This is a genomic window from Modicisalibacter sp. MOD 31.J (assembly GCF_020147985.1).
Taxonomy (GTDB): Bacteria; Pseudomonadota; Gammaproteobacteria; order Pseudomonadales; family Halomonadaceae; genus Modicisalibacter; species Modicisalibacter coralii.
In genome coordinates this window covers 372,849-390,976 of the sequence record NZ_JAGXFF010000006.1, presented here as the reverse complement: position 1 = coordinate 390,976, position 18,128 = coordinate 372,849, and the positions used below count along the sequence as shown (strand labels likewise).

Below are 18,128 nucleotides of genomic sequence, written 5' to 3'. Positions count from 1 at the left end.
ACATCCGACCATAAGCCCGCCTCCCGAGCTTGTCGACAGCCCGAAGGGCCGGCCCTTCAACGCAAGCCGGCGTCACACGAAGCCCACGACCTCGTGCGGGACATAGGGCGCCTCGAGCCGCTCGATCTCGTCGGCCGCGAGAGACACGTCGAGCGCGCCCAGCGCCTGATCGAGATGATGCGACTTGCTGGCGCCGACGATCGGTGCCGTGATTCCCGGCTTGTGCAGCAGCCAGGCCAGCGCCACCTGGGCCGGCGAGACGCCCTTTTCCGTCGCGAGTGCCTGCAGCGCCTCGATCACCGGCCGATCGCGCTCCAGCCCCAGCTTCCAGTTGCGCATCTGCTCGTCGCTCCTGGCCCGGGTGGTCTCGCCCTCGCCGCCGACCGGCTTGCTGCCGGCGAGAATGCCGCGCGCCAGGGGACTCCAGGGAATCACGCCCACGCCCTGGTCGATGCACTGCGGGATCATCTCCCGCTCCTCCTCGCGATAGATCAGGTTGACCATCGGCTGCATGGTCGAGAACGGCGTCCAGCCATTCTCGCGGGCGACGCGCTGCGCCTTGGCGAACTGCCAGGCATGCATGCTCGACGCCCCCAGGTAGAGCGCCTTGCCGGAGCACACCACCTCGTGGAGCGATTCCATGGTCTCCTCGATCGGCGTGTCGTAATCCCAGCGGTGGGTCTGGTAGAGGTCGACGTAATCCATGCCCAGCCGCTCGAGCGAGGCGTCGATGGCGTGGCGAATGTGCTTCTTCGACAGCCCGCGCTCGTTGGGGCCCTTGTCGCCGGTGGGGTTGTAGACCTTGGTGGCGACGACGACCGCCTCGCGCCGGGCGAAGTCCCGCAGCGCGCGGCCCACCACCCGCTCCGATTCGCCGTCGGAGTACATGTCGGCGGTGTCGAAGAAGTTGATCCCCGCCTCCAGCGCCCGCTCGATGAACGGCCGGCTCTGCGCGTCGTCGAGCACCCAGTCCCGCCACTGCGGGGTCCCGTAGGTCATGGTGCCCAGGCACAGCGGTGATACCTTGAGTCCGGTCGTTCCCAGGCGACGATAGTCCATGGTGACACTCCGTACCGTTGGATGGAGACCCTTAACCATAGCAGGCAGACGGAAGCGGCAACCGACCGGGCCGCGTCAGCGAGTCACTGCGCAGATCGTTCATCGTCCTGTTGCTTCCCTACTATCGTCACGCGCCGACCCGTCAGGCCAGCGCCTGCTCCAGAACCCGAGCGACGTGCAATGCCTCGCGCTGCGCACCATCCCGGATCTGATGGCGACAACTGGTGCCGTCGGCCACCACCAGCTCGTCCTCCCCGGCGTCGCGAACCGCCGGCAGCAACGCCAGCTCGGCCATCTGCATCGAGGCGTCGTAATGCTCGCGCTCGTAGCCGAAGCTGCCGGCCATGCCGCAACACGACGACTCGATGGTCCTGACCTCCAGGTCGGGGATCCAGCCCAGCACGGCCTCCACCGGGCGCAGCGCGTCGAAGGCCTTCTGGTGACAGTGGCCGTGCAGCCAGGCGCGTTGCGTCCCGAGCGGCTTGAGGTCCAGCGCCAGGCGGCCGGCGTCGTGTTCGCGAACCAGGAACTCCTCGAACAGCAGCGCCGCTTCGGCGAGCGCCCTGGCCTCTTCCCCATAGCCGTAACCGAGGAACTCATCGCGCAGGGTGAGCAGACACGACGGCTCGAGCCCGACGATGGCGGCACCCCGCTCGACGTAGGGCATCAGGTGATCGAGCGTGCGCCGCGCCTCGGCCTTGGCCTTGTCGACCTGGCCGGCGGCCAGATAGGTGCGACCGCAGCACAGCGGCCGCTCGCCGGGCGGGTTGTTGAGATGCACGCGGTAGCCGGCGGCGGTGAGCACGCGGTGCGCCGCCGCGGCATTGGCCGCTTCCATGTAGTTGTTGAAGGTGTCGACGAACAGTACGACCTCGCCCACCCTCGTCGACGCGTCGGGCGCCGCCGGGGCACGACGCAGGTAGTCATCACCGAAGGCCGGCAACGAGCGTGCCTCGGCCAGCCCTAGCGAGCGCTTGACCCAGCGGGCCAGCGGCGTGAAACGCTCGACGCCATTGAGCAACGGCGCCAGCCGGCTGGCATAGGGCGCATAGCGCGGCATCTCGGCGACCATCCGCTCCCGCCATGCCAGGGGGTGGGTCTCGACGCGCGCGGCGCGCGCCTCGATCTTGAATCGGGCCATGTCGACACCGGTCGGGCAGTCGCGCTTGCAGCCCTTGCAGGACACGCACAGATCGAGCGCTTCCTTGACGGCGTCGCTGGCCAGCCCCGCCTCGCCGAGCTGACCGGAGAGGGCCAGACGCAGGGTATTGGCACGACCTCGCGTGAGATGCTGTTCGTCACGGGTGATGCGATAGCTCGGACACATGGTGCCGGCATCGAACTTGCGGCAGTGGCCGTTGTTGTTGCACATCTCCACGGCCTTGGCGAGGCCGCCGGTCGGGTCGCCACCGCTGCCGGGCGCGCTCTGCTCGCCACTCAGCGGGTCGCGCTCGACGTCCCAGGGCGACCAGTCGAGCACCGGCGTGAGCGGAATCGTCTGATAGTCCCGCGGAAAGCGAAAATGACGATCGTCGTCCATCCGCGGGGTATCGACGATCTTGTTGGGGTTGAACAGGTTGTCGGGATCGAAGAGCTGCTTGACCTCCTTGAAGGCGGCATTGAGCGCGGACCCGAACTGCCAGGCGATCCACTCGCCCCGGCAGATGCCGTCGCCGTGCTCGCCGGAGTAGGCGCCCTTGTACTCGCGTACCAGGGCCGAGGCCTCCTCGGCGATGGCGCGCATCTTCCCGGCGCCGTCGCGACGCATGTCGAGAATCGGCCGCACGTGCAAGGTGCCGACGCTGGCATGGGCGTACCAGGTGCCCTCGGTGCCGTGCTTGTGGAACACCTGGGTCAGCTTGTCGGTGTATTCGGCGAGATGCTCGAGCGGGACCGCGCAATCCTCGATGAACGACACCGGCTTGCCGTCGCCCTTCATGCTCATCATGATGTTGAGCCCCGCCTTGCGCACGTTCCACAGCGCCTTCTGCTCGGCGGCCCCGGGCATGTCGACCACGCAGTCGGGCAGGCCCAGATCGGCCATCAACTCGTTGAGCCGACGCAGGGCATCGAGCAGCGGCTCGCGCTCCTGCCCCGAGAACTCGACCAGCAGCACCGCTTCCGGCTTGCCGATCAGCGCCTTCTCGATCACCGGCCGGAACGCCGGATTCTCCAGCGACAGATCGATCATGGTGCGATCGACCAGTTCCACCGCCGATGGCGCCAGCATGACGATATGCTGGGTCAGGTCCATCGCCTGATAGAAGGTCGGGAAATTGACCACGCCCAGCACCTTGTGCTCGGGCAGCGGCTCGAGCCTGAGCGTGATCCGCCGGGTCAGCGCCAGCGTGCCCTCCGAGCCGATCAGCAGATGGGCGAGGTTGGCCCGGCCCCGCGGGTCGTAGGGCCGCTCGTTCTGGCAGTCGAACAGATCCAGGTTATAACCCGCGACCCGGCGCAGCACCTTGGGAAAGTGTTCGCGAATATTGGCCTTCTCGCGCTCGGCGATCGCCCATACCCGCTGGGCGATGGATTGCAGCGGGTCGCCGCCGGGCAGTTCGTCGAGATAGCCGAACGAGGCCGCCGTGCCGTCGGCGAGCAGCGCGTCGATGCCCAGCACGTTGTGTACCATGTTGCCGTACTTGATCGAGCGCGAGCCGCAGGAGTTGTTGCCGGCCATGCCGCCGAGGGTGCACTGGGCGCTGGTCGAGACGTCGACCGGGAACCATAGGCCGTAGGGCTTGAGCCAGGCATTGAGATGGTCGAGGACGATCCCCGGCTCGACCACCACGGTGCGCCGCGCCTCGTCGAACTCGACGACGCCGTTGAGCCAGCGGCTGGTGTCCAGCACCAGCGCCTCGCCCACCGTCTGGCCACACTGGCTGGTCCCGGCCCCCCGCGGCAGGATCGGCACGCCGGCGTCGCGGGCAATGTCCAGCGCCGTCGCCAGGTCCTGCTGATGGCGCGGTACGACCACGCCCACCGGGGTGATCTGATAGATCGAGGCATCGGTCGAATAGCGCCCGCGCGACGCCTCGTCGAAGAGCACGTCGCCGGCGATCTCGCGCCCGAGGCGCTCGGCCAGCTCGGAAACGGGCTTGATCCGGGCATCACGCGAGCCCCGCGTCTGGACGGTGGTGCTGGATAACGACGTCATCGCCTCCCCTCCTTCTCGACGGTTCGACGGGCCGAGATCATTGCGCGGCGTTGCGCGGATGGGCGGCGAAATACTCGAGCGCCGCCTGGACACCGCTGCCCGAGAGCTCGACGCCGGCCAGCTTGAGCCCGGCCTCGCAGCCGCCCAGCGTGGCGATCAGCGTCAGATCGTTGCAGTCGCCGAGGTGGCCGATGCGGAACATCCGCCCCTTGGCCTTGCCCAGGCCGGTCCCCAGTGACAGGTCGAAGCGCTCGTAGATCGTGCGGCGCACCGCGTCGGCGTCCACGCCTTCGGGCACCACGACCCCGGTCAGCACCGGTGAATACACCGCCGGGTCCTGGCACTGCACCTCCAGCCCCCAGGCCTCGACCGCGCTACGCACCCCGGCGGCCCAGCGCCGGTGCCGGGCGAAGACATTGTCGAGCCCCTCGTCGAGCAGCATGTCCAGAGACTCGTTGAGCCCGTAGAGCAGATTGGTGCTCGGGGTATAGGGCCAGTAGCCGGTCGTGTTGGCCTCGAGGATCTCGTCCCAGGCCCAGAAGCTCTTGGGCAGGCGTGCCTCGCGGCTGGCGGCGATCGCCTTGTCGGACACGGCATTGAAGCTGATCCCGGGCGGCAGCATCAGCCCCTTCTGCGACCCGGAGATGGTCACGTCGACGCCCCACTCGTCGTGCCGATAGTCGGCGCTGGCAAGCCCCGAGATGGTATCGACCAGCAGCAGCGCCGGGTGTCCGGCGGCATCGATCGCCCGGCGTACCGCGGCGATGTCGCTGGTGACCCCGGTAGAGGTCTCGTTGTGGACCACGCAGACCGCCTTGATGGCGTGCTCACCATCCTCCGCGAGGCGCGCCTGGATCATCTCGGCCTGGACGCCGCACCGCCAGCCTTCGTAGCCCGGCAGGCCGATGAACTCGGGCTCCAATCCCAGGCGGCGCGCCATCTTCTGCCACAGCGTGGCAAAGTGCCCGGTCTCGTACATCAACACCCGGTCGCCCGGCGACAGGGTGTTGACCAGCGCCGCCTCCCAGGCACCCGTGCCGGAGGCGGGATAGATCACCACCGGGTTGTCGGTCTTGAAGACCCGCTTGACCTTGCCCAGCAGCTCCAGCCCCAAAGCGCCGAACTCCGGTCCGCGGTGATCGATGGTGGGCAGGCTCATGGCGCGCAGGATGCGATCCGGCACCGGCGACGGGCCGGGGATCTGCAGGAAGTGACGGCCGGAGGGATGGAAGTCGAGATTGAGCATCGGAAATCTCCGTCAGCGATCTTGTGATTCTTGATAATGAATTTTGAATTCAATAATCGGCGCCCGTTGACCTCACGGGCGCCGGCTCAGCGAATGCAGCCCTCGCGGCGCAGCGCCTCGACCTCGTCGCGCCCCATGCCCAGCCCGGCGAGGATCTCATCGGTATGCTGGGCGAACAGCGGCGCCGGGCGGCGGATCTGCGATGGCGTGCGCGAGAACTTGCTGGGAAAGCCGATCGTCTTCATGGGACCGATCACCGGGTGTTCCATCTCCTGGACCATGCCCCGCGCCAGATAGTGCTCGTCCTGCATCGCCTGGGCGAAGTCGTTGATCGGCCCGGCCGGCACCCCGGCACTGTCGCAGCGTTCCAGCCAGTGGGCCATGTCGTGGCCGGCGAGGATGTCCTCGAGCAGCGCCTCGAGTTCCTCGACGTTGGCCCCCCGGTCGCTGTTGGTGAGAAAGCGGGTATCGTCGATCAGTGCGGGGCGTTCGATCACGTTCTCGCAGAAGCGCTCCCAGGTTCGCTGGTTGGCGCAACCCAGCATGATGTAGCCGTCACGGGTCTTGACCGCCTGGTAGGGTGCCGAGACGCGATGCCGCCAGCCGGTGGGCTCGGGTACCCGCCCCTCGGCGAAATAGGCCGCCGCCTCCCAGGTAAACCACGGCAGGCCGCATTCGGTGATGGCGATGTCGATGTGCTGTCCTTCGCCACTCTTCATCTTGTGCACGTAGGCCGCGAGGATCGAATACACGGCGGTGATCCCGGCGCCGATGTCGTAGACGGCGATCCCGGTCTTCAGCGGCCGCCGCCCCGCCTCGCCGGTCATCGACATCAGCCCGGTCATGCCCTGGGCGACCAGGTCGAAACCGCCGCGATGGCTGTAGGGGCCGCTCTGGCCGTAGCCGGAGATCGAGCAGTAGATGATGCCGGGGTTGATCGCGCTGATGGCGTCGTAGTCGATGCCCAGCGACTTCGTCACCCCCGGGCGATAATTCTCGACGATGACGTCGGCCTCCCGGGCCAGGCGATGGAAGATTTCACGCGCGCGGTCGTCCTTGAGGTTCAGGGAAATGCTCTGCTTGTTGCGGTTGATCTGCGAGAAGCAGGTCGACTCGTCGTTGACGTAGGGGCCCATCTGGCGGCTGTCGTCGCCGCCGTTGGCCTTCTCGATCTTGATCACCTCGGCACCCATGTCGCCCAGTACCATGGTGCAGTAGGGGCCGGCCATGATCTGCGAGATGTCGAGTATCTTCAGTCCATCCAGGGGAAGCATGCGGCGTCTCCTCCGCGAATCGTCAGGGGAATCATTCACCGGTCCACTCGAACGGGGTCTTGTTGACGAACTTGTCGACCGCCGCCCTGAAGTCCCGGCTGGTGTAGCAGGTGCGCACCCAGTCGTCGCCGGCATCCGCCGGCATCCGCCGATGTTCCTGAACGCGCTTGATGAGCTGCTTGGCGGCCTGCACGGTGAGCGGCGCGCGGCGCTTGAACGCCGCCGCCCTGTCGGCCACCTCGGCCTCGATGGCCTCGGCCTCGAAGACGCCGTTGACCAGACCGATCGCCTCGGCCTGCGGCGCCTCGACCAGCCTGGCGGTCATCAGGATCTCCTTGGTCAGCGGGATGCCGACGATGTCCATGAAGCGCGAGACGTTGGTCACCGACAGGCAGTTGCCGAGGGTTTGGGCGATCGGCACGCCGAACTTGAGATCGGTGGTGGCATAGCGGAAATCGCAAGCCAGCGCGATGGCCGCCCCGCCACCCACGCAGAAGCCCTCGATCAGTGCGATGGTCGGCTTGGCGATTCCCTCCAGGGCGCCGAGGATGGCGTCGATGCGCCGCTCGTAGCGCACGCCGTCCTCGGGGGCGTCGAAATCGGCGAACTGCTTGATGTCGGTACCGGCGACGAAGGCCTCGCCGCCACAGCCGTGGAAAACCACGGCATGCACCGTGTCGTCGACATCGACCTCGGCGCAGATCGCTGCCAGGGCGTCGTACATTTCCCAGGTCATGGCGTTGCGGCTCGCCGGGCGGTCGAAGCCCACCCAGGCCACGCCGTCGCGCTTCTGGTACTCGACCCGGCCGCGCTTGTCGTCCGTCATGGGATTACCTCTCGGTTGTCGGTCATGCGCGGGCGCCATGCCCCCGCGGTCTCGTCGGTCAACGGTATTCAGCCGTAGATCAGGTGCACCAGTGCCAGGGCGAAGGCCGGGATATAGGTGTTGATCAGCAGCACCGCCAGCAGCACGCCCAGGAAGCACAGGTTGGTCCGGGTGGTCGCCCAGATGTCCGAGCGGGCGATCGAGCATGAGGCGATCAGCACGCTCGCCACCGGCGGGGTCTGCTGGCCGATCGCCAGGTTGAGGGTAACGATCAAGCCGAAATGCAGCGGATCGATGCCCACCGCGGTGACCAGCGGCAGCACGATCGGCACTACCAGGATGATCGCCGCCGCGGAGTGCAGGAAGACGCCGATGATCAGCAGCACGATGTTGAGCAACGCCAGGATCAGATACTTGTTGTCGGTGAGCTGACTGATCGACTGAGCGAGGTGCTGCGGGATCTGGCTTTCGGTCAGGAACATCCCCACCACCGCGGAGCTCGCCACCAGCAGCATCACCACCGCCGTCTGCACGCCGGCGTCGAGGCACGCCTTGTAGAAGATCTTGAGACTGAACTCGCGATACACCACCGAGCTGATGAAGATCGCCACGATCACCGCCAGCGCCGCGCCCTCGGTGGCGGTGACGATACCGCCGAAGATGCCGCCGAGGATGATCACCGGGATCAGCAACGCCCAGATGGCCCCCTTGAACGCCTCCCACAGCCGCTTGGCCTGGAAGCGACCTTCCGAGGGAAAATTGTTGCGCTTGGCCAGGTAGTAGCACATCGCGGCCAGGCCCAGGGCGCCGAGCAGGCCCGGGAAGATGCCGGCGACGAACATCTTGACCACCGACTCGCCGGACATCACCGCGTAGAGGATCATCGGAATCGACGGCGGCAGGATGATCGCCAGGCTGGCGGCGGACGAGGAGATCGCCGCCGAGAACTCCTTGGTATAGCCCTTCTTCTTCATTGCCGGAATCAGCAGACTGCCGATCGCCGAGACGCCGGCCACCGCCGACCCGGAGATCTCGGCGAAGAAGATCGAGGCGCCGATGGTGACCATCGACAGCCCACCCTTGATGAAGCCGACCATCGCCGAGGCGAGATCGATCAGGCGGCGCGAGATGCTCGAGGCGTTCATGATCGCCCCGGCAAGGATGAACAGTGGAATCGCGATCAGCGGGAACTTGGTCGCCCCGTCGAACATCACCAGCCCGACGTTGGGCAGCGCCAGGGTGCCGTAATTCATCACCGTGGCGAAGGTGCCGATGATGCCCAGCGCGATCGCCACCGGCACGTTGATCAGAATCAGCAGGATCAGGCCTGCAAACATGGCCAGAATGGTCATCGTTGTTCTCCTAGTTGCGCGCCATCCGGCGATCGCCGTGCTCGTCGCCCGGCGGCACCGCTTCGGCATCGGCCGATTCGCGGGCGTTATCGGCGTCCAGGCCGGCTTCTTCCAGTTCGTGATCGATGAACCCTTCGCCCCGGGCACTGGCGATCACCTCGGGCAGGCGCAGCAGTTCGGAAACGACGAACAGCGCCGCCCCGATGGGAATCGCCGACTGGGTCAACTGCAGCGAGACGTCGGGCAGGCTGACCAGGTTTTCGCCGTCGAGAATCAGCACCACCTAATAGCCGGTGTAGCCCAGCAGCACGAAGAAGCCGATCGTGAAGACCTCGGCGACCAGCGCGATGGGCAGGCGAACGGCGGGCGGGAAGGCGTTGATGACGCTGGGGCAGGCGATGTGCGCGCCCTTGGCGGCGGCCAGCGCGGCGCCATAGTAGGTCAGCCAGGCCAACCCCACCGAGGCCACCTCGCCGTACCAGCTGAATGGCGAGCCCAGCACGCGGGACAGAAACCCGACGCTGACCACCAGCGCCAGTGCCACCACGTTGATCACCACCACCAGTTCGAGAAACTTGGAATAGACCGTCTTGATTCGGGATAGGGAAGTCATTGCCGGCTCCAGAAGCGTTCGGGCAGTCGCATCGCATCATTGGCCCCCGCGACCGTGATCACGGGGGCCATCCATCCCCGATCAGCCATCGCTACGCAGCTGCTCGACGCGATCGAGCATCTCCTGTCCGCCATCCACCTCGTTGGCGAACTTCTCGTAGATGTAGCCGGAATTGTCGATGAACGACTGGGTATCGACCTCGTTGACCTGCATGCCCGCTGCTTTCATCTTGGCGAGCAGCTCATCGTCCAGTTGAGCGCCCTGCTCGAGCGCATAGTCCTCGACCTCCTCGGCCGAGGCCGTGAGCACCTCGCGAACGTGCTCGGGCAGGCGGTTCCAGCTCGCCCCGGCCAGCACATAGGCCGGCGTATAGACGTGGTTGGAGATCGACAGGTACTTCTGCACTTCCTGGAAGCGTTGCGAATAGATCTGCACCAGCGGGTTTTCCTGGCCATCCATCGCACCGGTCTGCAGGGCGACGAACACCTCGGAGAGCGGCATGGGCGCCGGATTGGCGCCGTAACTCTTGAACATCGCCACGCGCCATTCGCCGTTTGGCGTGCGCAGCTTGATGCCCTGGAGATCCTCGGGCGTGTTGATCGGCCGCTCGTTGTTGGTGATCTGGCGGAAGCCGTTCTCCCAGACGCCGATCACTCGATAGCCCTTGCGCTCGGCCGCCGGGTAGAGCTTGGGCCGCACCACCGCGTCGCGCACCGTCTTCATGTGCTCGCGATCCTGGATCAGGTAGGGCATTTCGAACAGCGAGGATTCCGGTGCAACGCTGCTCATGATCGACGATGGCAGGGCCAGATCGACCGTGCCCAGCTTGAGTTTCCTGAGCAGTTGCGAGTCGTTGCCCAGTTGGCTCGAGCCATAGGGGACGACTTGCGCCTCGCCCTCGAGCTTGGCATTGGCGATTTCCGCGAACCGGTTGACGCTCTTCTCGAACAGTGACCCCGGCGCACCGACGTGACCGAACTTGATCGTGATCTCGTCGGCCTGGGCGTTCTGCACTCCGAAGGCGAGCACCGAGGCGAGCAAGGCTGTTTTCAAGGCTTTCATACTGAACTCCGCTGCTTCGTTGTTTTTATAGGCATGGAGAACCGCCCTTCGAATCGATCGCATCACTCAGTGGCGGTCCGGCTGCCTACCCGGATTCGTTCATTGTCGTTTGGCGTTGTCGTTGCGCCGGGACACCGGTCGAGGCTCCCGGTTGGCGTGCTCCCGAAGCGGAAGGCGTCGAGACTCATCAAAGATGGATACATAATTCAAAATTAGAAATTATGCTTTGGTCGCAGCAAGAAACCCGAAGTGGACTTTTTAAGTCTTAAAAATCAAAACCTTGGAAACATACTAAAGTGCGGCACCATGCGATGCCCGGCTGGCAAGAACAGAGAAGAAACCACGCTAAGCTCTGTCTGAAAGTCGGCGAGCGATGGCCAGACAAGGCAAAAATTGACGAAAAAGCGCAGTTTACAAGCCGTAAATGAGCATTTTGAGTCAATTTTTAACGCCGTATGGGCGAGCGCAGACATTTTTCAGACAAAGCGTAGAGCAAGCCGGCCACGACCGGCTCGCCACCTTCAGGCCGGTGCAATGCCCGGCGTCAGACCGGCCTGGCGAATGCCGGCCATGGCGGCGCCTTCATCCTCGTCGGAGGAGGCTCCGCTGACCCCCATGGCACCGATCACCTCGCTGTCGGCATCGAGGATCACCACCCCACCGGCCACGGGCACGAACCGCCCGTCGGCTGCCGCCGCGACGGCGGCCAGAAAGGCCGGACGTTCGACGTTGCGCTCGCCCACCACCCGGCTCGCCACGCCATTGCCCAGCGCGGCATAGGCCTTGCCGCGGGCCACGTCGAAGCGCAGCGGAGCGCAGCCATCCTCACGCTCGGCGGCGATCACGTGGCCGCCGCCGTCCAGCACCACGGCGGTCAGCGGCTCCATCTCGCGGCGCCGCGCCTCGGCGAAGGCGCCGTCGAGCATGTTCCGGGCCTGCTGGCGGGTGACGACGACCCGCGTGCGATACACCTTGCCTGCCATGATTCCTCCTGATGTGCGACGATGACGGGATAGCTTGCCCTTTTTTTGAATTCATAATACTTTTTGGACACTGTCAACGCGAAACGCCTCCTGCCAATGACGGCCCCGTCTCGCTTTCCCCGTTATCCGAGTCGTCACGCAGGCGGCAATGCCGACGAGAGAGCCGCCCATGGAAAAGATCCAGCACAGAAATCTCTATCGGGAAGTCGCCGATCGCATCCGGGAACTCATCGAACAGGGCGCCCTGACTCCCGGTGAGCGGATCTCCGAAAAACAGCTTTGCGAGAAGTTCGGTGTGTCACGGACCCCGCTCCGCGAGGCACTGAAGGTGCTCACTTCGGAGGGACTGGTCGAGATTCTGCCCAATCGCGGCGCACGCGTGACCCGCCTGACGCTGCAGAAGGTCAAGGACACCTACGGGGTGATGGCGGCGCTCGAGGGTTTGTCCGGCGAGCTGGCCTGCCAGAACATCAGCGACGCCCAGGTCGAAGCGGTCCGCCGGCTCCACGACCGGATGCTCGAGCATTACCGCAACAACGAGCTGCAGGACTACTTCAAGGTCAACCAGCAGATTCACGAACACATCCTCGAAGCCTCCGGCAACGAGGTGCTGATCGAGATGTACAACAACCTCAGTCAGCGCGTGAAGCGGGTGCGCTACACCGCCGAAATGAGCGACGAATACTGGCGCCAGGCGGTCAGCGAGCACGAGGAGATGATCAAGGCGCTGATCAAGCGTGACGGCAAATGGCTGGGGCAGATCCTCCGCGAGCACCTGTGCCACAAGCTGGAGGCCAAGTCGCTGACCGGCCTCGTCGAGGAGGAGCGCCAGGCCGTCGGCTGAGCGCAGATCGGTCGGAGCCGAGGCGCGGCCGGCATCGGCTCACTCCCAGGCCTCGAGACGCATCGCCGAGCGCTCCAGCCGTTCGTCCTCGGCCTCGATCTCGCGCAGGTTGTCGCCGATGCTCGCCAGATGATCGAGAGCCGCCTGCCGGGCGGCCTCGGGGTCCTGATCGATGACGGCGTGGAACAGCCGCTCGTGCAGGCGATTGATCTGCTCACGCGGCCCCGGCCGGTGATAGAGATTCTTGACCGAGGCGAACACCGAACTCAACAGCAGGTCGGTGAGCCCCTGCAGAGTGTAGACCAGCACCGGGTTGTGCGAGGCCTCGCAGATCGCCCGATGGAAGGCGTGATCGAAGCGTGCCAGGCGCTCGGCATCGATCGCCGCCGTGCTCGTCGTGTAGTCGACCATCGCCTCGAAGTGCCGGGTGATCATCACCCGATCCGCCGGCGTGCCGCGCAGGGCGGCGAGCCTGGCCGACTCGCCCTCGAGCAGGGTGCGCACCTCGAGCAGATCGTAGAGGGTTCGCGGGTGATCGCGAAACAGGTGCATCAGGGGGCTGTCGTCGTGGCGTGGCAGCAGCTGCGTCACCCGCGACCCCCGACCCTGGCGGGTCTCGATGATGCCCTTGCCGCGCAGCACGCGCAGCCCCTCGCGCAGCGAGGCGCGCGACACGCCGAGCCGGTCGCAGAGCCGCCGCTCGGAAGGCAGCAGCTCACCGGGACGCACCACGCCGTCGAGGATCAGTTCCTCCAGTCTGGCGGCAACCACGTCCGCCATGCGCCGATTGTCCGGCTGTGTGGAATAGTCGACCATCGCTTTACTCCCCGAATACCAGCGTCCCCGTCATGCCCTGAACTGCCGCCATCAGAAGCCCCAAAAGCACTCATTGAAATACTGGAATCCACTTCCATAAATTAGACCAATTACTGGTCAGACCAGCATACCAAAAACTGGACAGGGGCAACGAGAACGCTCAGATTGAATGCCATACTCACGTCGGGATGCCCGGCGTGGGCCCGTGACTGCCGGCCAACCACTGCGCCGGCCCGCTGAGCGGAGAGTGACCATGAACATTCTCTATGACGAGCGGCTCGACGGCGCCCTGGAACGCGTCGACAAGACCGCCGTCCTGAACGACCTGCAGCAGGCGCTGCCCGACATGACCCTGCTGCACCGCGAGGAGGACCTGCGCCCCTTCGAATGCGACGGGCTGTCGGCCTACCGCGTGCTGCCCATGCTGGTCGCCATGCCCCACACCCTGACCCAGGTCGAGACCCTGATGCGACGCTGCTTCGAACTGGGCGTACCCGTGGTGACCCGCGGTGCCGGCACCGGGCTGTCGGGCGGCGCCCTGCCGCTGGAACAGGGTGTGCTGCTGGTGATGTCGCGCTTCGCGCGGATCCTCGAGGTCGACCCCAACGCGCGTATCGCCCGCGTCCAGCCCGGCGTGCGCAACCTGGCGATCTCCGAGGCCGCCGCCCCATACGGGCTCTACTACGCCCCCGATCCCTCGTCGCAGATCGCCTGTTCGATCGGCGGCAACGTCGCCGAGAACGCCGGCGGCGTGCACTGCCTCAAGTACGGCCTGACCGTGCACAACGTGCTGCGCGTCGAGGTGATCACCATCGAGGGCGAGCGCATGACACTGGGCTCGGAGGCCTTCGACGCCCCCGGCTTCGACCTGCTGGCGCTGTTCACCGGCTCCGAGGGCATGCTCGGCGTGATCACCGAGATCACCGTCAAGCTGCTGCCCAAGCCGGAAAGCGCCAAGGTGCTGATGGCCAGCTTCGACGACGTCGAGAAGGCCGGCAAGGCGGTCGGCGACATCATCGCCGCCGGCATCGTGCCCGGCGGGCTGGAGATGATGGACAAGCTCGCCATCCGCGCCGCCGAGGACTTCGTCAAGGCCGGCTACCCCACCGAGGCCGAGGCGATCCTGCTCTGCGAACTCGACGGTGTCGAGGCCGACGTCGACGACGACTGCGCCACCGTGCGCGACGTGCTAGAGGCCGCCGGCGCCACCGCCATCGAACAGGCCCGCGACGATGCCGAGCGCGCCAGGTTCTGGGCCGGCCGCAAGAACGCCTTCCCCGCGGTGGGCCGCATGTCGCCGGACTACTACTGCATGGACGGCACCATCCCGCGCCGCGAACTGCCCCGGGTGCTGATGGGCATCGCCCGGCTCTCCGAGGAGTCCGGCCTGGCGGTGGCCAACGTCTTCCACGCCGGCGACGGCAACATGCACCCGTTGATCCTGTTCGATGCCAACAAGCCCGGCGAGCTGGAACTGGCCGAGGACGTCGGCGGCAGGATCCTCGAACTGTGTGTCGCGGCCGGCGGCAGCATCACCGGCGAACACGGCGTGGGTCGCGAGAAGATCAACCAGATGTGCAGCCAGTTCCAGCCCGACGAGTTGAGCGTCTTTCACGCGGTCAAGTCGGCCTTCGACGCCCGCCGCCTGCTCAACCCCGGCAAGAACATTCCCACACTGGCCCGCTGCGCCGAATTCGGTGCCATGCACGTGCACAACGGCGAACTGCCGCACCCGGACCTTCCGCGCTTCTGAGGAACGATCATGACCCAGCCACATCACGAACAGGACGCCCATCCCGTTCATGGCGAGCGCGGCCAGGACATCGCCGATCGGTTGTGCGATCGGGTCCGTCGCGCCGACGCCGAGGGCACGCCGCTGAAGATCGTCGGCGGCGACACCAAGGCCTTCTACGGCCGTCCGGTGGAGGGCGAGACACTGTCGCTGGCCGAGCACCGCGGCATCACCCACTACGACCCGGTCGAGCTGGTGGTCACGGTACGCGCCGGCACACCGCTCGCCGAACTCGAGACCGCCCTCGACGCCGAGGACCAGCGCCTGGCCTTCGAGTCGCCCCACTTCGGTGCGAGTGCCACCGTCGGCGGCACGGTCGCCTGCGGCCTCTCCGGGCCGCGTCGCCCCTGGGCCGGGGCGGTACGCGATTTCGTGCTCGGCGCGCGGGTGATCAGCCATGACGGCAAGCCACTGCGCTTCGGTGGCGAAGTCATGAAGAACGTCGCCGGCTACGACCTGTCGCGGCTGATGACCGGCGCCCAGGGCACCCTCGGCGTGCTGACCGAGATCTCGTTCAAGGTCCTGCCCAAGCCCGCGGCGACGCGCAGCCTGCGCCTGACGATGAGCCTGGAGAGCGCCCTCGAGCGTCTCGCCGAGTGGGGCCGCCAGCCGCTGCCGCTGAGCGCCGCCGCCTGGTACGACGGCGCCCTGCACCTGCGTCTGGAAGGCGGCAACAGCTCGGTGGCCGCCACCGCCGAACGCCTCGGTGGCGACGCGCTGGACACCGATTTCTGGCGCACGCTGCGCGAGCAGCGCCTGGCGTTCTTCACCGACGACGCGCGCCCGCTGTGGCGACTTTCGCTGCCCAACGACATGCCGGCGCTCGCCCTCGATGGCCAGGTGCTCTACGACTGGGGCGGCGCCCAGCGCTGGCTGAAGAGCGATGCCGACGCCGAGGCCATCCGCGAGGCGGCGGCCCGCGCCGGCGGGCACGCCACCTGTTTCACACCGCACGCCGAGGGGGGCGCCGAATCGCCCTTCACACCGCTCTCGCCGGTACTCGCCAAGTACCACCGTCAGCTCAAGGCCAAGCTGGATCCCAACGGCATCTTCAACCCCGGCCGGCTCTACGAGGCCCTTTGACATGCAGACCCAGTTCACCGACGCCGATCTCCAGAAGCCGCACATCCGCGAGGCCGACCGCGTCCTGCGCAGCTGCGTGCACTGCGGCTTCTGCAACGCCACCTGCCCCACCTATCAACTGCTCGGCGACGAGCGGGACGGGCCGCGGGGGCGCATCTACCTGATGAAGGAGCTGCTGGAGAGCCGCGACGACGACGATCAGGTCACCAGGGAGACCCAGCTCCACCTGGACCGCTGCCTGACCTGTCGCAACTGCGAGACCACCTGCCCCTCCGGCGTGGAGTACCACAAGCTGCTCGACATCGGCCGTGCCGAGGTCGACCGCCGCGTCGGGCGCACGCCCAAGGAACGTGTAATCCATCTGGGGCTACGCAAGGCATTGGTCGACCCGCATCGCTTCAAGGCCCTGCTGGCGCTGGGCCAGACCTTCCGCCCGCTGGTCCCCGGCACCCTGCGCGACAAGCTGCCGGCGCGTCCGGTCGAACCGGGCGAGCGCCCGGACGGCCGGCAACACGCCCGGCAGATGCTGATCCTCGAGGGCTGCGTGCAGCCGGGGCTGTCGCCCAACACCAACGCCGCCACCGCGCGGGTACTCGGCCGCCTGGGCATCGGCCTGACGCCGGCCCCCCAGGCCGGCTGCTGCGGCGCCATCGACTATCATCTCAACGCCCAGGAGGCCGGTCGCGAACGCATGCGCGCCAACATCGACGCCTGGTGGCCGGCGATCGAGAACGGCGTCGAAGCGATCGTCCAGACCGCCAGCGGCTGCGGCGCCTTCGTCAAGGAGTACCGCGACATGCTCGCCGACGATCCGGCCTACGCCGAGAAGGCCGAACGGGTCAGCGCCCTGGCCAGGGACCTGTCCGAGATCCTGCGCGACGAGGACCTCGACGCTCTCGACGTCAGCGAAAGCCGGCGCCTGGCCTTCCACTGCCCCTGCACCCTGCAGCACGCCCAGCGACTCGGGGGTAGCGTCGAGCGCGTACTGACGCGTCTCGGTTTCGAGCTGACCCCGGTGCAGGACGCACACCTGTGCTGCGGCTCCGCCGGCACCTACTCGGTGACCCAGCCGGAACTCGCCACCCAGTTGCGCGACAACAAGCTCGACAACCTGGAAGCCGGCAACCCGGAACTGATCGTCACCGCCAACATCGGCTGCCAGACGCACCTCGGCGGCGCCGGCAGGACGCCGGTGAGGCACTGGATCGAGATCGTCGACGAGGCCCTGGAAAAACACTGAAAAGCTGCTGCGCGCCGCATCTCGCGAGCGGGCGGTACTTTTTCTTCAAATAGTCAGTCATCTGGAACGCCAGTTAAGTAAAAGCTAAAGGAGACCCACCATGCAGAGCAAAGCCGTACTCGAACTCCAGGACGTCAACACCATCCTCGACGCCGCCCAGCAGGAAGCCGAGGCCAACCAGTGGGCGGTGACCATCGCCGTGGCCGACGACGGTGGTCATCTGCTGGGCCTGCGCCGCCTGGATGGCGCGCCGCCGTTCTCGGCCGGCGTGGCCAGCGAGAAGGCCCGCAACGCCGCCATCGGCCGCAAGGAGACCCAGGTCTTCGAGGAAATGATCAACAACGGCCGCATCGCCTTCACCACCGCGCCGATGCAGGCGCTGCTGTCCGGCGGCGTGCCGATCATCAAGGACGGCCAGGTGATCGCCAGCGTCGGCGTCTCCGGCGTCAAGCCCGACCAGGACGTACAGGTCGCCAAGGCCGGTGTCGGCGCCATCGGCTGACGACAAGCGCCAGCCCAAGCCCCCATCAAGCCCTCTATAGTGAAGGCACTCATCGCGTTCCGACGAGGAGACCGACCATGACCGACCACATCACCCGCCACCGCCTCAAGGTGGCCGCCGACCTCGACCGCTTCATCACCGACGAGGCCCTGCCCGGCACCGGCGTCGACCCCGAGGCCTTCTGGGCCGGCGTCGATGCCCTGGTCCATGACCTCGCGCCGACCAACCGCGACCTGCTCGCCGAGCGCGAGCGCCTGCAGGGCGAACTCGACGCCTGGC

17 protein-coding genes are annotated in these 18,128 nt (G+C 66.5%); 6 read left to right on the top strand and 11 right to left on the bottom strand.

The window, feature by feature from the left end; translation table 11 throughout:
* Nucleotides 1-72: 72 nt before the first annotated feature.
* The 10 genes from KGR00_RS21605 to KGR00_RS21560 form a co-directional block, all read right to left on the bottom strand.
* Entirely contained in the window at nt 73-1,059 is a 987-nt protein-coding gene (locus KGR00_RS21605; protein WP_224419288.1) for an aldo/keto reductase, read from the bottom strand.
* 142 nt (nt 1,060-1,201) lie between these two features.
* The gene (locus KGR00_RS21600; protein WP_224419287.1) at nt 1,202-4,216 is read right to left on the bottom strand and encodes an FAD-binding and (Fe-S)-binding domain-containing protein; all 3,015 of its coding nucleotides are present in this window, start codon (nt 4,214-4,216) and stop codon (nt 1,202-1,204) included.
* A 37-nt stretch (nt 4,217-4,253) separates the two neighbouring features.
* A complete protein-coding gene (locus tag KGR00_RS21595) occupies nt 4,254-5,462 on the bottom strand; it encodes an aminotransferase class V-fold PLP-dependent enzyme (RefSeq protein ID WP_224419286.1) in 1,209 nt (402 codons plus the stop codon).
* An 86-nt stretch (nt 5,463-5,548) separates the two neighbouring features.
* Nucleotides 5,549-6,736 carry a CoA transferase gene (locus KGR00_RS21590; protein ID WP_224419285.1) on the bottom strand — a complete coding sequence of 396 codons (1,188 nt, stop codon included), beginning with the start codon at nt 6,734-6,736 and terminating at the stop codon, nt 5,549-5,551.
* A 31-nt stretch (nt 6,737-6,767) separates the two neighbouring features.
* Complete coding sequence (locus KGR00_RS21585; RefSeq protein ID WP_224419284.1) at nt 6,768-7,562, bottom strand: enoyl-CoA hydratase; 795 nt, start codon at nt 7,560-7,562, stop codon at nt 6,768-6,770.
* A gap of 68 nt (nt 7,563-7,630) precedes the next feature.
* Complete coding sequence (locus KGR00_RS21580) at nt 7,631-8,914, bottom strand: TRAP transporter large permease (protein ID WP_203234868.1); 1,284 nt, start codon at nt 8,912-8,914, stop codon at nt 7,631-7,633.
* 10 nt (nt 8,915-8,924) lie between these two features.
* The gene (locus KGR00_RS21575; RefSeq protein ID WP_224419283.1) at nt 8,925-9,194 is read right to left on the bottom strand and encodes a hypothetical protein; all 270 of its coding nucleotides are present in this window, start codon (nt 9,192-9,194) and stop codon (nt 8,925-8,927) included.
* 3 nt (nt 9,195-9,197) lie between these two features.
* Nucleotides 9,198-9,527: a TRAP transporter small permease subunit gene (locus KGR00_RS21570; RefSeq protein ID WP_224419282.1), complete on the bottom strand. Its 330-nt coding sequence runs from the start codon at nt 9,525-9,527 to the stop codon at nt 9,198-9,200.
* 81 nt (nt 9,528-9,608) lie between these two features.
* Nucleotides 9,609-10,589: a TRAP transporter substrate-binding protein gene (locus KGR00_RS21565; protein ID WP_224419281.1), complete on the bottom strand. Its 981-nt coding sequence runs from the start codon at nt 10,587-10,589 to the stop codon at nt 9,609-9,611.
* A 521-nt stretch (nt 10,590-11,110) separates the two neighbouring features.
* Entirely contained in the window at nt 11,111-11,572 is a 462-nt protein-coding gene (locus KGR00_RS21560) for a heme-binding protein (protein WP_224419280.1), read from the bottom strand.
* 169 nt (nt 11,573-11,741) lie between these two features.
* On the opposite strand from KGR00_RS21560, the gene KGR00_RS21555 reads away from it, so the two are divergent.
* Nucleotides 11,742-12,416, top strand: coding sequence for a GntR family transcriptional regulator (locus KGR00_RS21555; protein WP_224419279.1), 675 nt, complete (start codon nt 11,742-11,744; stop codon nt 12,414-12,416).
* Between the two features lie 39 nt (nt 12,417-12,455).
* On the opposite strand, the gene glcC is transcribed toward KGR00_RS21555, so the two are convergent.
* Nucleotides 12,456-13,232, bottom strand: a complete 777-nt coding sequence (gene glcC, locus KGR00_RS21550; protein WP_224419278.1) for a transcriptional regulator GlcC — start codon at nt 13,230-13,232, stop codon at nt 12,456-12,458.
* 253 nt (nt 13,233-13,485) lie between these two features.
* On the opposite strand from glcC, the gene glcD reads away from it, so the two are divergent.
* The 5 genes from glcD to KGR00_RS21525 all read left to right on the top strand — a co-directional run.
* Nucleotides 13,486-14,985: a glycolate oxidase subunit GlcD gene (gene glcD, locus KGR00_RS21545; RefSeq protein ID WP_224419277.1), complete on the top strand. Its 1,500-nt coding sequence runs from the start codon at nt 13,486-13,488 to the stop codon at nt 14,983-14,985.
* Between the two features lie 9 nt (nt 14,986-14,994).
* Nucleotides 14,995-16,107, top strand: a complete 1,113-nt coding sequence (glcE, locus tag KGR00_RS21540; protein ID WP_224419276.1) for a glycolate oxidase subunit GlcE — start codon at nt 14,995-14,997, stop codon at nt 16,105-16,107.
* 1 nt (nt 16,108) lies between these two features.
* Nucleotides 16,109-17,347 (top strand): glycolate oxidase subunit GlcF, encoded by a 1,239-nt coding sequence (glcF, locus tag KGR00_RS21535; protein WP_224419275.1) that lies wholly within the window; start codon nt 16,109-16,111, stop codon nt 17,345-17,347.
* Between the two features lie 100 nt (nt 17,348-17,447).
* Nucleotides 17,448-17,849: a heme-binding protein gene (locus tag KGR00_RS21530; RefSeq protein WP_224419274.1), complete on the top strand. Its 402-nt coding sequence runs from the start codon at nt 17,448-17,450 to the stop codon at nt 17,847-17,849.
* Nucleotides 17,850-17,926: 77 nt separating this feature from the next.
* Nucleotides 17,927-18,128 (top strand): hypothetical protein (locus KGR00_RS21525; RefSeq protein ID WP_224424524.1); only part of this gene is annotated, 202 nt, incomplete at its 3' end.

Bases quoted from the DNA above. Each gene is read 5' to 3' on its own strand.
- glcF (WP_224419275.1), top strand. From the start codon at position 16,109: ATGCAGACCCAGTTCACCGACGCCGATCTCCAGAAGCCGCACATCCGC.
- KGR00_RS21590 (WP_224419285.1), bottom strand. From the start codon at position 6,736: ATGCTTCCCCTGGATGGACTGAAGATACTCGACATCTCGCAGATCATG.
- glcC (WP_224419278.1), bottom strand. From the start codon at position 13,232: ATGGTCGACTATTCCACACAGCCGGACAATCGGCGCATGGCGGACGTG.
- glcE (WP_224419276.1), top strand. From the start codon at position 14,995: ATGACCCAGCCACATCACGAACAGGACGCCCATCCCGTTCATGGCGAG.
- KGR00_RS21600 (WP_224419287.1), bottom strand. From the start codon at position 4,216: ATGACGTCGTTATCCAGCACCACCGTCCAGACGCGGGGCTCGCGTGAT.
- KGR00_RS21570 (WP_224419282.1), bottom strand. From the start codon at position 9,527: ATGACTTCCCTATCCCGAATCAAGACGGTCTATTCCAAGTTTCTCGAA.
- glcD (WP_224419277.1), top strand. From the start codon at position 13,486: ATGAACATTCTCTATGACGAGCGGCTCGACGGCGCCCTGGAACGCGTC.
- KGR00_RS21595 (WP_224419286.1), bottom strand. From the start codon at position 5,462: ATGCTCAATCTCGACTTCCATCCCTCCGGCCGTCACTTCCTGCAGATC.
- KGR00_RS21565 (WP_224419281.1), bottom strand. From the start codon at position 10,589: ATGAAAGCCTTGAAAACAGCCTTGCTCGCCTCGGTGCTCGCCTTCGGA.
- KGR00_RS21605 (WP_224419288.1), bottom strand. From the start codon at position 1,059: ATGGACTATCGTCGCCTGGGAACGACCGGACTCAAGGTATCACCGCTG.
- KGR00_RS21580 (WP_203234868.1), bottom strand. From the start codon at position 8,914: ATGACCATTCTGGCCATGTTTGCAGGCCTGATCCTGCTGATTCTGATC.
- KGR00_RS21555 (WP_224419279.1), top strand. From the start codon at position 11,742: ATGGAAAAGATCCAGCACAGAAATCTCTATCGGGAAGTCGCCGATCGC.
- KGR00_RS21530 (WP_224419274.1), top strand. From the start codon at position 17,448: ATGCAGAGCAAAGCCGTACTCGAACTCCAGGACGTCAACACCATCCTC.
- KGR00_RS21585 (WP_224419284.1), bottom strand. From the start codon at position 7,562: ATGACGGACGACAAGCGCGGCCGGGTCGAGTACCAGAAGCGCGACGGC.
- KGR00_RS21560 (WP_224419280.1), bottom strand. From the start codon at position 11,572: ATGGCAGGCAAGGTGTATCGCACGCGGGTCGTCGTCACCCGCCAGCAG.